Here is a 15,680-nt window from a genome sequence, read left to right as displayed (position 1 = left end):
AACTGCCCCTAAATAAAAACACAAAAAGAGCAGATTCCTCAAAAAGGACTGCTCTTTTTGCCTTATTTGTAAAAGTTGAAAAAGTATAGAATTTCTTTAAGTCACGGAGTTGCTTCTAATAATGAGATTGGTGAAGTTCAATTGAAGATTTAATTGCATTAGTTGATGAAAGAATGTATGAGGAAAAGAGAGTAATAAACAGAAAGTTATGTAACAAAAGAGCAGAATAATCTGTTCTTTTTGTCAGTGTTTTGTCAGCCAAATGTCAGTTTCGTTTAGTATACTAGCTTTGTATGCTAGTTTTAGATTTTGAAGAAAGTAATAAAGGAGATGGAAAATCAATGAGTAAGAAAAGTTTTGTATCATTAATACTTATTATCATATTAATGTTCACAAGTATTGAGTCAGCAAATGCTCAAGCACTTGAGTATCTTGATACAGAAGGACACTGGGCTGAAAAAGAAATACTGAAGTGGTCAGCTGAAGGTCTACTTCAGGGTTATCAGGGTTATTTCAGACCCAATGATAATATTACAATAGCAGAGGTAGCCACTATAATTGATAATCTTATGAAGTATCAAGAGGTAGGTCAAAATACTTTTGCTGATTTAAAAGACACTTGGTATACTGAGGCGGTTCTAAAGAACGTTAAGGCAGGAACCATGACAGATGTTGAGGGACAATTAAGGGTTGAAGAATTAGCGACAAGACAGGAAGTTGTTGTGATGTTTGCTAAGGCTTTTGGTATCGACCCAACTGAAGGTCCAACTTATTTTAATGATGATAAGCAAATTGCAGACACTGCAAGAGGGTATATCTTATCCTTCTATAACAAGGGTTATATAGTAGGAATGCCTAGTGGCGATTTCGAACCTGAATCAAATATAAGAAGAGCATCTATCGTTAAGATTTTTGATAACATTCTAGCTGAATGGGTAACTGAAAAGGGGCAGGTTACAGGTACATATGAAGGTACAGTTATCATTAATAGTCCTGATGTAGTCTTAAAGGACTCCACTATCTCAGGTGATTTAATCATAGCTCCTGGTGTAGGTGAAGGTGAAGCAACTATAAATAACACACAAGTAAAAGGTAGTTTCATTGTAAATGGTGGTGGTAAGAATTCAATCACAATTTTAGGCAATTCATCATTTGAAGGCATAATCATTAAAAAACAAGGAGATGCAGTTAGGGTTGTTGCTGAGGAAGGTATAGTTGTACCTGAAATCGTTATTGCAGGCCAATCCAATGTAATCATCGATGGTAAAGCTGAATATAAGAATGTAAAGGTAGTTGGTGCTGAATCAGTAGAAATCAGACAGGGTACCGCTATAAAGGAAATCGTAGTTGAAGCTAAGGCTGTAGCTATAGATAACTTGGGCAAGATTGAAAATGTTCAGATAACCGAAAAAGCAGAAGGTTCTGTTATATCAGGTAAGGGTTCTATTGAAGAAGTACTTGTAAAAGCTGATAATATCAAAGTTGAAGCAGAAATCACTAAAGTTATTGTTGAAGAAGGTATAAAAGGAACACTAGTTGATGGAAAGGAAATAGAGGGCGGCACGCAGGTAGATAAGAAGAATACGCCAGTAGTTGTAAATCCTCCTTCATCAGGGGGCAGCACACCTAGTACTCCAACTACACCAACTGATCAAGTAGCTCCAGTTATAACACTGACTACTAATAAATTAATGTCTGCTACAGTAAATGTAATAGCTGAACAACCAGACTGGACTAAGTATTTTTCAGTAACTGATAATAGAGATGGAGCAATTACTGTTACTGCTAGTATGATATCTGGAACAGTAGATATTACAAAAGTAGGCGACTATACTATTACACTAAATGCTAGAGACGATGCAGGTAATACTGCAAGTAAGACAATTACTTTTAAAATGAAAGACACATACATGGCCGGAGATGGACTAAGTGCAGCAACGGCTTATGAAATAGAATCAATAGAAGATTTAGCACTTATAGGTTCTGGTTATACAGATGGTAGTAAGCAGTATGCTTTAAACTCATATTATGAGTTAGTAAGAGATCTAGATTTTGAATCTGATGATTCATATGAAAATCCAAATATTAAAGATACACGAGATAGAGATGGTGATGGTGATGTTGATGAAACATTAAAATCAGCGTTAACAGCGCTTAACTCTGGAAAAGGCTTTATTCCTATTACTATGTCAAATGCAGGTAATATAGCTAGCCCATTTACTGGGACTATAGATGGAAATGGTCATACCATCAGTAAGCTTTATATCAATATACCTACTCATGACGAAATAGGATTTATAGGGCGTGGTGATGGCGCTACTGTTAAAAACTTAAAAATGACAAATGCAAAAGTTACTGGACAAAATAGAGTTGGGATTTTAGTTGGGAATGTTAATAACGGAACTATTACTGATTCTAGTGCTGAAGGTACTTTGAACATAAAAGCTGGCTTAGGTGGTTTGCTAGCTGGGGAGTCACAGTCATCAACTATTAAAAACTCATCTACAAAAGGTAGTGTAAATGGTATTGGAACTGGCCCAGAGTTTTTAAACAACATGCTAGGTGGGTTAATTGGATCATCAAGTGATACAGAAATCACTAATTGCCACTCACTTACTAATGTTAAAGGTTTAAATGACATTGGTGGTTTGATAGGTAAAGACTCGAACTCAAAAGTGGATCAGTCAAGTTCTAATGGAACTATAAATGGTAAAGATAGAATCGGTGGATTAATTGGCTTATCTTCAGGTACTACTGTAGAGAATTCAAATGCTAAAGGTACTGTAACAGGTACTAGTGATGTAGGTGGATTAATAGGTAAAATAGATGGTGGAATATACCAGTACAATTCCTCATCAGCGACTATAACCGGAGATGCTTCAGTAGGAGGTTTAATTGGAAATATACAAACTGATTCTGGGAATGTTGGAGTATTAAATTCTTATGCAACTGGAAATGTTACAGGTAAAACTAAAGTTGGTGGTTTAGTGGGATCATATTACCAATTTCCAATTAGAGTCATAACGATTGCATACTGCTATTCGAGTGGTGATGTTCATGGTGATCCTAATTATGCTTCTAGTAGTGGAATTGGTGGTTTGATAGGTCAAACAAGTTCAGGAACAATTAGCAACTCAATAGCTTACAATAATACAATCACAAGCAAACCTGGTGTTGCTAATAGATTCATAGGTGTAACTGAGGGTTTTGAGACACTTCAATCGAATTACGCTAAATCAGATATGACTATTAACTCTGTAGTTGGAACATCAGGTACAGGAAGTGATGTTAATGGTGCAGATGTTTCAGTAAGTCAGTTTTCTACAGCTGGTTTCTTCACAAGCACAAATAATTGGTCTGATAAAGTATGGGATTTCAATTATATTTGGCAAATAAATAATGGTGAAATGGTACCAACACATACTAAGGTATCAACCAGAGTTGATACTACTCCACCTGAAATTAGCTTTGGATTTTCAAACGTTAACCCATTTTATACACTAGGACAAATCAGTACAGAACCAGATTGGACAGGACTTTTCAAAGTTAAAGATGATTTAGACGGAGATATTACTGTAACACAAGCAATGATTACAGAAAATGTGGACATTACTAAAGCTGGGGTCTATCCAATAACTATCAATGTTTCAGATGCAGCTGGTAACTCAGCTACAGCAACCTATGATATGAGGATTATGGCAAATGTAATACCACCTGTTATTACGGTAGATACTAGCAAGAAAACAGTATTTTATAAGGGAGTCGACACTGTAAAGCCTGATTGGAAATCATATTTTACTGCAAATGACGATGCTGATGGTCCTATAACCATTATAGATAGCATGATAACTGATAGTGTTGACCTAAGTACAGTAGGAACTTACTCAATCATAGTAACGTGTAATGACAGTTCTGGTAATACAGGTCAAAAAACAATCAGTATTGAAGTAAAAGAAGATTCAGTGGGACCAACAGTAGGTAACAGTGGAACAATTTCAGTATCAAACATTGGGACTACAGGACTTACATTAAATTGGATAAAAGCGACAGATAATGCATCAATTGCGAGTAATTTAATCTATGAAGCTTACTTATCAACAAGTAATAACCTAGATACTGTAAGCAATACTGAAACTAATGGAACATTAATTGGTTCAGCTTCTACTGATATTGCTACTGTAAATGTAACAGGACTTAACCCTGACACAACATACTATTTCAACATAATTGTTAAAGATCAAATTGGCAATAAGAGTTTATATTCAACCAAAACTCAAAAAACTAGTCTGATCCCTGATACAGAAGCACCAGCAGTAGGTAATAGCGGGACTATGACAATTACAAATGTCGATGTAACAGGTCTGACACTAAACTGGACAAAGGCAACAGACAACATATCAGCATCGACTGCTTTAACATATCAAGCTTATTATTCAACTAGCAATAACTTAGATACAATAAGCAATACTGAAACAAACGGAACACCTATTGGAACTGCAAGTGCAGATATAGGAACAATAAATGTAACAGGTTTAAGTGAAGATACAACTTACTATTTCAATGTAATCGTAACAGATGAAGCAGGCAATGAGAGCATGTATACAGCCATGTCTCAGAAGACAAATCTTACACCTGACGTTGAAGCACCAACTGTAGGCAACAGCGGAACAATTACAGCATCGAATGTTGCTGTAACAGGGTTAACACTTAACTGGACTAAGGCAACAGATAATAGATCAGCAGGCACTGCCTTGACTTATCAAGCTTATTACTCAACAAGTAATAACTTAGATACTGTAAGCAATACAGAAACAAACGGAACACCTATTGGAACTTCAAGGGCAGACATAGCCACAATAGATGTAACAGGCTTAACTGAAGATACGACTTATTACTTCAATGTAATTGTGACTGATGAAGCTGGCAATAAGTCAATGTATACTAGCTTCTCTCAAAAGACTAATTTATCGCCTGATACTACAGCACCAGTTACAGGAAATAGCGGAACGATAACAGGTTCAAATGTAGGTGCAAATGGACTTACACTAAACTGGACAAAGGCTACAGATAATAGGTCATTAGCTACAGCTTTGACTTATCAAGTCTATTACTCAACAAGCAATAACTTAGATACTGTAAGCAATACAGAAACAAACGGAACACCTATTGGAACTGCTAGTACAGACATAGCGACAATAGATGTAACAGGCTTAAGTGAAGATACTACATACTATTTCAATGTCATCGTAAGTGATGAAGCAGGTAATAAGAGTCTCTATACAAGTCAATCTCAAAAGACTAATCTATCGCCTGATACTACAGCGCCAGTTGCAGGTGATAGTGGTGCAATAGCAGGCTCAAACGTAAGTGCTAGTGGTCTTACACTAAACTGGACCAAGGCGACGGACAATAGGTCATTAGCAACAGCTTTGACTTATCAAGTCTATTACTCAACAAGCAATAATTTAGATACAATAAGCAATACAGAAAGAAATGGAACACCTATCGGGACTGCAAGCGCAGACATAGCGACAATAAATGTAACAGGCTTAAGTGAAGATACTACATACTATTTCAATGTCATCGTAAGTGATGAGGCTGGTAACAAGAGTCTCTATACAAGTCAATCTCAAAAGACTAATCTATCACCTGATACTACAGCGCCAGTAGTAGGCGATAGTGGTGCAATAGGAGGTTCAAATATTAGTGCAAGTGGTCTTACACTAAACTGGACCAAGGCGACGGACAACAAGTCAGCAGGCACTGCCTTAACTTATCAAGCATATTACTCAACAAGTAATAACTTAGATACTGTAAGCAATACAGAAACAAATGGAACACCTATTGGGACTGCAAGCACAGACATAGCGACAATAGATGTAACAGGCTTAAGTGAAGATACAACATACTACTTCAATGTCATCGTAAGTGATGAAGCTGGTAATAAGAGTCTCTATGTAAGTCAATCTCAAAAGACTAATCTATCACCTGATACTACAGCGCCAGTAGTAGGTAATAGTGGTACAATAGCAGGTTCAAATATTAGTGCAAACAGTATTACAATAAACTGGACAAAAGCAACGGACAATAGATCATTAGCTACAGCCTTGACTTATCAAGTCTATTACTCAACATCTAATAACATAGATACAGTAAGCAACATGACTACAAATGGAACAGCATTTGCAAGTGCAGCAGCAGATATAGCAACTATAAATGTAACAGGTCTTAACTCAGATACAACATACTACTTCAATGTATTAGTAAAAGATGAGGCAGGAAACCAAGCAGCTTATACTATGAAGAGCTTAGCTACTATAGACACAGTAGCACCATTAGCTGGTAATAGTGGAAATATGACTGTATCAAATGTTGATGTAACAAGTCTAACACTAAACTGGACTAAGGCAACAGACAACAAGTCAGCAGGCACTGCTTTGACTTATCAAGCATATCGCTCAACGAGTAATAACTTAGATACAATAAGCAATACAGAAACAAACGGAACACCTATAGGAACTGCTAGTACAGATATAGCGACGATAGATGTAACAGGCTTAAGTGAAGATACAACTTACTACTTCAATGTCATCGTAAGTGATGAAGCTGGTAATAAGAGTCTCTATACAAGTCAATTTCAAAAGACCAATCTATCACCTGATACTACAGCGCCAGTAGTAGGTAATAGTGGTACAATAGCGGGCTCAAATATTAGTGCAAGTGGTCTTACAGTAAACTGGACAAAGGCAACAGACAACAGGTCAGCTGCAAGTGCTTTAACTTATCAAGTCTATTACTCATTAAGTAATAACATTGATACAGTAACTAATATGACTACAAATGGAACACCATTTGCAAGTGCAGCAGCGGATATAGCTTCTGTAAATGTAACAGGTCTAAACTCAGACACAACGTACTACTTCAATGTATTAGTAACAGATGAGGCAGGCAATCAAGCAGCTTATACTACGAAGAGTTTAGCTACATTAGACACAGTAGCTCCGGTAGCTGGTAATAGTGGAAATATGACTGTATCAAATGTTGATGTAACAAGTCTGACTTTAAACTGGACCAAAGCGACTGACAACAAGTCAGCATCGACTGCTCTGACTTATCAAGCATATTACTCAACAAGTAATAACTTAGATACTGTAAGCAATACAGAAACAAACGGAACACCTATCGGGACTGCAAGCGCAGACATAGCGACAATAGATGTAACAGGCTTAAGTGAAGATACAACTTACTACTTCAATGTTATTGTGACTGATGAAGCTGGCAATAAGTCAATGTATACTAGCTTCTCTCAAAAGACTAATTTATCGCCTGATACTACAGCGCCAGTAGTAGGCAATAGTGGTACAATAGCAGGTTCAAATATTAGTGCAAGTGGTCTTACACTAAACTGGACCAAGGCAACGGACAATAGATCATTAGCTACAGCTTTGACTTATCAAGTCTATTACTCAATATCTAATAATATAGACACAGTAAGCAACGTTACTACAAATGGAACACCATTTGCAAGTGCAGCAGCGGATATAGCTTCTGTAAATGTAACAGGTCTAAACTCAGACACAACTTACTACTTCAATGTATTAGTAAAAGATGAGGCAGGCAATCAAGCAGCTTATACTACGAAGAGCTTAGCTACCTTAGACACAGTAGCTCCAGTAGTAGGTAATAGTGGGACTATGACAGTTACAAATGTTGCTGTAACAAGTCTTACACTTAACTGGACTAAGGCAACAGACAACAAGTCAGCAGGCACTGCCTTGACTTATCAAGCATATTACTCAACAAGTAATAACTTAGATACTGTAAGCAATACAGAAACAAACGGAACACCTATAGGAACTGCTAGTACAGACATAGTGACGATAGATGTAACAGGCTTAAGTGAAGATACAACTTACTACTTCAATGTAATTGTGACTGATGAAGCAGGTAACAAGAGTCTCTATACAAGTCAATCTCAAAAGACTAATTTATCGCCTGATACTACAGCTCCAATAGTAGGCAATAGTGGTGCAATAGCAGGTTCAAATATTAGTGCCAATGGACTTACTCTAAGCTGGGCAAAGGCAACGGACAATAGATCATTAGCAACGGCTTTGACTTATCAAGTCTATTACTCAATATCTAATAATATAGACACAGTAAGCAACGTTACTACAAATGGAACAGCATTTGGAAGTGCAGCAGCAGATATAGCAACTATAAATGTAACAGGTCTTAACTCAGACACAACATACTACTTCAATGTACTAGTTAAAGATGAGGTAGGTAACCAAGCAGCTTATAATATGCAGACTCTAGCTACTTTAGATACAGTAGCTCCAGTAGTAGGTAACAGTGGGACTATAACAGTTGCAAATGTTGATGTAACAGGACTAACACTTAACTGGACTAAGGCAACAGACAACAAGTCAGCATCAACTGCTCTGACTTATCAAGCATATTACTCAACAAGCAATAACTTAGATACTGTAAGCAATACAGAAACAAACGGAACACCTATCGGGACTTCAAGTGTAGACATAGCAACAATAGATGTAACAGGCTTAAATGAAGATACGATTTACTACTTCAATGTAATTGTGACTGATGAAGCTGGCAATAAGTCAATGTATACTAGCTTCTCTCAAAAGACTAATTTATCGCCTGATGCTACAGCTCCAATAGTAGGCAATAGTGGTGCAATAGCAGGTTCAAATATTAGTGCCAATGGACTTACTCTAAGCTGGGCAAAGGCAACGGACAATAGATCATTAGCAACGGCTTTGACTTATCAAGTCTATTACTCAATATCTAATAATATAGACACAGTAAGCAACGTTACTACAAATGGAACAGCATTTGGAAGTGCAGCAGCAGATATAGCAACTATAAATGTAACAGGTCTTAACTCAGACACAACATACTACTTCAATGTACTAGTTAAAGATGAGGTAGGTAACCAAGCAGCTTATAATATGCAGACTCTAGCTACTTTAGATACAGTAGCTCCAGTAGTAGGTAACAGTGGGACTATAACAGTTGCAAATGTTGATGTAACAGGACTAACACTTAACTGGACTAAGGCAATAGACAACAAGTCAGCAGGCACTGCTCTGACTTATCAAGCATATCGCTCAACGAGTAATAATTTAGATACAATAAGCAATACAGAAACAAACGGAACACCTATAGGAACTGCTAGTACAGACATAGCGACAATAGATGTAACAGGCTTAAGTGAAGATACAACTTACTACTTCAATGTCATCGTAAGTGATGAAGCAGGTAATAAGAGTCTCTATACAAGTCAATCTCAAAAGACCAATCTATCACCTGATACTACAGCGCCAGTTGCAGGTGATAGTGGTGCAATAGCTGGCTCAAACGTAAGTGCTAGTGGTCTTACACTAATTTGGATGGATGCGACAGACAATAGGTCATTAGCTACAGCTTTGGCTTATCAAGTCTACTACTCCACATCTAATAACATAGATACTGCAACTAATATGACCACAAATGGAACACCATTTGGAAGCCCAGGGGATGTAGGAACTATAGGAGGAGATATAAAAACAATAGATGTGACTGGATTAAGTCCAAACACAACTTACTATTTTAATGTATTAGTAAAAGATGAAGCTGGCAATCAAGCAGCTTATACTACGAAGAGTTTAGCGACTTTAGACACAGTAGCACCAGTAGCTGGTAATAGTGGAAATATGACTGTATCAAATGTTGATGTAACAAGTCTGACTTTAAACTGGACCAAAGCGACTGACAACAAGTCAGCATCAACTGCCTTGACTTATCAAGCTTATTACTCAATAAGTAATAACTTAAATACTGTAAGCAATACAGAAACAAACGGAACACCTATCGGGACTGCAAGTGCAGACATAGCGACAATAGATGTAACAGGCTTAAATGAAGATACGACTTACTACTTCAATGTAATTGTGACTGATGAAGCTGGCAATAAGTCAATGTATACTAGCTTCTCTCAAAAGACTAATTTATCGCCTGATACTACAGCACCAGTTGCAGGAAATAGCGGAACGATAACAGGTTCAAATGTAGGTGCAAATGGACTTACATTAAACTGGACCAAGGCAACGGACAATAGATCATTAGCTACAGCCTTGACTTATCAAGTCTATTACTCAACATCTAATAATATAGACACAGTAGCTAATGTGACTACAAATGGAACGCCATTTGCAAGTGCAGTACCAGATATAGCTTCTGTAGATGTAACTGGTCTAAATTCAGACGCAACTTACTACTTCAATGTACTTGTAAAAGATGAGGCTGGTAATCAAGCAGTTTACACTATGCAGATGCTGCAGACTTCTGATACTGTAGCTCCAACTGTAGGCAATAGTGGAGCAATAATAGGCTCAAATGTAGGTGCAAACAGTATTACATTAAACTGGACAAAAGCAACGGACAATAGATCATTAGCTACAGCCTTGACTTATCAAGTCTATTACTCAACATCTAATAACATAGATACAGTAAGCAACATGACTACAAATGGAACAGCATTTGGAAGTGCAGCAACAGATATAGCAACTATAAATGTAACAGGTCTAAACTCAGACACAACTTACTACTTCAATGTATTAGTAAAAGATGAGGTAGGAAACCAAGCAGCTTATACTATGCAGGTCCTAGCTACTTTAGATACAGTAGCTCCAGTAGTAGGTAACAGTGGGACTATAACAGTTGCAAATGTTGATGTAACAGGACTAACACTTAACTGGACTAAGGCAACAGACAACAAGTCAGCATCAACTGCTCTGACTTATCAAGCATATTACTCAACAAGTAATAACTTAGATACTGTAAGCAATACAGAAACAAACGGAACACCTATTGGAACTTCAAGTGCAGACATAGCGACAATAGATGTAACAGGCTTAACTGAAGATACGACTTACTATTTCAATGTAATTGTGACTGATGAAGCTGGCAATAAGTCAATGTATACTAGCTTCTTTCAAAAGACTAATTTATCGCCTGATACTACAGCACCAGTTGCAGGAAATAGCGGAACGATAACAGGTTCAAATATTAGTGCAAGTGGTCTTACACTAAACTGGACCAAGGCGACGGACAATAGGTCATTAGCAACAGCTTTGACTTATCAAGTCTATTACTCAACATCTAATAATATAGACACAGTAGCTAATGTGACTACAAATGGAACTCCATTTGCAAGTGTGGCAGTGGATATAGCTTCTGTAAATGTAACAGGTTTAAACTCAGATACAACTTATTACTTCAATATATTAGTAAAAGATGAGGCAGGAAACCAAGCAGCTTATACTATGCAGGTCCTAGCTACCTTAGACACAGTAGCACCAGTAGTAGGTAACAGTGGGACTATAACAGTTACAAATGTTGATGTAACAGGTCTAACACTTAACTGGACTAAGGCAACAGACAACAAGTCAGCATCAACTGCTCTGACTTATCAAGCATATTACTCAACAAGTAATAACTTAGATACTGTAAGCAATACAGAAACAAACGGAACACCTATCGGGACTGCAAGCGCAGATATCGCGACAAAAGATGTAACAGGCTTAAGTGAAGATACAACGTACTACTTCAATGTCATCGTAAGTGATGAAGCAGGTAATAAGAGTCTCTATACAAGTCAATCTCAAAAGACTAATCTATCGCCTGATACTACAGCGCCAGTTGCAGGCAATAGTGGTACAATAGCTGGCTCAAATATTAGTGCAAGTGGTCTTACACTAAACTGGACCAAGGCGACGGACAATAGGTCACTAGCAACAGATTTGACTTATCAAGTCTATTACTCAGCATCTAATAATATAGACACAGTAGCTAATGTGACTACAAATGGAACGCCATTTGCAAGTGCAGTAGCAGACATGGCATCTGTTGATATAACTGGCTTGACTGCAAATACAACTTATTACTTCAATGTATTAGTAACAGATGAAGTAGGTAACCAGGCAGTTTATAGCATGCAAACGTTACAGACAACGGATACTTTAGCTCCAACTGTAGGAAATAGTGGAACAATAAGTGGATCAAATGCGAATGCAAGTGGTCTTACAGTAAACTGGACAAAGGCAACAGACAACAGGTCAGCTGCAAGTGCTCTAACTTATCAAGTCTATTACTCATTAAGTAATAACATTGATACAGTAACGAATATGACTACAAATGGGATAGCTTTTGCAAGTGCTGCAGCAGATATAGCATCTGTAAATGTAATTGGACTTAACTCAGACACAAGTTACTACTTCAATATCTTAGTTACAGATGAAGCAGGAAACCAAGCGGCTTATACTATGCAGGTCCTAGCTACTTTAGACACAGTAGCACCTGTAGCTGGTAACAGCGGAACATTAGTAGGTTCAAGTATAGGTGCAAATAGTCTTACTCTTAACTGGACAAAAGCTAGTGATAATAAGTCAGCAGCGAGCGCTTTAACATATCAAGTATATTATTCAACTACTAATAATATTGATACTTTATCTAACGTAAAAACAAATGGAACACCATATGTAAGCGCAACAAACGATATTGCAACTCTAAACGTTACTGGCTTAACCGCAAATACTGATTATTATTTCAATGTACTAGTTACAGATGAGGCAGGCAATCAAGCAGTGTACACTTCACAAATGTTTCAAACTGCTGATACACAAGCGCCAAGTGTAGGAAACAGCGGTGTGTTAAGTGGATCAAATATAAGTGCAAGTGGACTTACATTAAGCTGGACAAAGGCCACAGACAATAGGTCACTAGCTACTACTTTAACTTATCAGGTATATTATTCAACAATCAATAATATTGATACTGTGAGCAATGCAATTACAAATGGAACACCATTTGATACAGCCGGGACAGATATAGCAAGTAAAGATGTAACTGGTTTAAGTGCAAATACTGATTATTACTTTAATGTACTAGTAACAGATGAAGCAGGAAACCAAGCTGTTTACACTATGCAGATGCTACAGACTTCAGATACCCTAGCTCCAACAGTATCTAATTCAAGTATCTCTACATCAAACATTACAGGTAGTGGGATAAGATTAATTTGGATAAAAGCAACAGACAACAGGTCAGCCGCAAGTGGTTTGACTTATCAAACTTATTATTCAACAACAAATAATATAGATGATGTAGCAAACATGAAGGCAAATGGAACACCATTTGGAAGTCCTGTAAATGATATAGGATCAATTGATGTAACAGGACTTACTCAAAACACTGTATATTATTTTAATGTCCTTGTAACAGATGAAGCTGGAAATCAATCAGCATATGCAGCTCAAACGGAAAGAACTGCTGATACAGAAGCACCTACAGTAGGAAACAGTGGTACAATTTCTGGATCAAGTATTACGACTAATAGCCTTACACTTAACTGGACAAAAGCAAGTGATAACAAATCATTAGCTACAGCACTAACTTATCAAACTTATTATTCAACATCAAATAATATTGATAGTGTTGCTAATATGACTAATGGTACTCCTATTGGAAGTGCAAGTGCAGATATATCAACTGTAGATGTAAGTGGTCTAAATCCAAATACGGATTACTACTTTAATGTACTTGTAACAGATGAAGCAGGAAATCAAGCAGTATACACAATGCAAATGCTTCAGACTACGGACACTATAGCACCTACAGTAGGAAACAGTGGTACTATAAGCGGCTCAAGTGCTACTGCAAGTGGCATAACTTTGAACTGGACAAAAGCTACTGACAACAGGTCAGCTGCAAGTGCTTTAACTTATCAAGCCTATTACTCATTAAGTAATAACATTGATACAGTAGCTAATATGACTACAAATGGAACACCATTTGGTGTTGCAACTGCAGATATTGCGACTATTGATGTAACTGGACTTAACTCAGATACGAGTTATTACTTCAATGTTTTAGTAACAGATGAAGCAGGAAATAAAGCAGTATATACTATGCAGATGCTACAAACAGCAGATACTGTAGCACCTACCATAGGAAATTCAACACTTTCAGTTTCAAGTGTGACCGGAAATAGCATGACTTTAAGCTGGAATAAGGCAACTGACAATATGTCACCTGATACAGCCTTGACCTATCAAGCATACTACTCAACAAGTAATAATCTGGACACTATAAGTAACATTGAAACAAATGGAACGCCATTTGGAAGTGCAAGTGCAGATATATCAAGTGTAGATATTAATGGTTTAAGTGATACTACAACTTATTATTTAAACGTTATCGTTACTGATCAAGCCGGTAATAAGGCTATGTATACTACTCTTACAACTGCGACGTCAGATACTACTGGACCTGTATTTGGAAATAGTGGGGCGTTTAGCTTAGTAAAAGGTACAGGAACTGATGTAACAGTAACTTGGACAGCAGCAACAGATAATTTAACTGCTGCAAGTGATTTAGAATATCTAGTTTATCACGCAAATGATGGTTCAACTTATGTACCTTTCGGAACATACGAAAAAAATATTACAACAAAAACAGTAACTGGACTTGACTCATATACTGATATTTTCTTCAAGATATATGTTAGGGATGCGGCAGGCAATATCACATCTACTGCTTCAAATTTTATAAAAACCAATGATGTTGTCCCTCCAACAATAGTGGATGGTAATCTGACACTTAGTATAGATGCTAGTAATAACATACAGGTTGATTTTGTTCTTCCAAGTGACTTTGCTGGCACTGCTGATGCATTTTATGTAGGTTATTCTACAACACAAAGTGACGTAGATAACTTAGCTGGCATCGTATCTTACTATCCAAGTAACTCAACTAAGTTTGTATTTGGTAAGCAAGTTGGGTCTACTGCTAATGGTCAAGGTGTCTTAACGACATATCCTGCAGACACAACAATATACGTCAATATACTAGCACAAGACTTTTTTACTAATAGGTCAATTTATAATGTAGGAAGTATACAAACACCAAACATTGATAGACAACCTCCTGTTCCTGGAGCAAATGCTTCATTTAATGCTGTAACTGTAACTTGGGATCCAGCAGTAGATGATTCAGGTGGTGATATAACTTATACGCTTTACTATTCTGCATTTTATGCTCTTAATAATTTAAGTGCTATTGCTCAATATGGTGGCAGCCCTATTGCCACACTTACTAATACTACAACATTCAATTATAGTGGATTTGGTAACATAGGAATTGTTGCTAGTGATTCAAGTGGGAATAAGTCTGCATATTATGTTGACTGTACAAATGCTCAAGAGTAAATTTGTGATATGTAAAGGGGCAGTGCAAAACGAACTGCCCCTAAATAAAAAAGAAAGAGGCGAGTCACAAAATTAAACAAGAAGTGCAACAGCAAAATGAGTAAAAAATGGTTAAAAAAAATCCATTAGTTAATACTCCAAGATGTAATCACGAAAAAACAAAAGGAGATATTACATCTCTGCAAAATTTTATTACAAAAAAGAACCTCGCATATTTTTTATTCGAGGTTCTTTTGAAGATTTCTCAACCTAAATGATATTGATTTTCCGATAGCCCCTTTTTGTTTGTGCGCCCACCATAGGCGCAATCTTATAGGTTAAAGTGCCTAAATTTATAATGTAATTAATAAAATAAATAGCTATTATCTACACTTTCTTGGTATAATAGAAATATCTTAAGCCTTTTTA

The 15,680-nt window shown here is 36.9% G+C and carries 1 protein-coding gene; it reads left to right on the top strand.

Annotated elements, in window-relative coordinates; genetic code table 11:
- Positions 1–341 precede the first annotated feature (341 nt).
- Positions 342–15,272, top strand: coding sequence for a beta strand repeat-containing protein (locus tag HZI73_RS21980; protein WP_212695497.1), 14,931 nt, complete (start codon positions 342–344; stop codon positions 15,270–15,272).
- Positions 15,273–15,680: the final 408 nt, after the last annotated feature.

Source organism: Vallitalea pronyensis (assembly GCF_018141445.1).
Lineage (GTDB): Bacteria > Bacillota > Clostridia > Lachnospirales > Vallitaleaceae > Vallitalea > Vallitalea pronyensis.
Note: the sequence above shows the minus strand (reverse complement) of the source record. Positions and strands in the feature narration are given on the sequence as shown.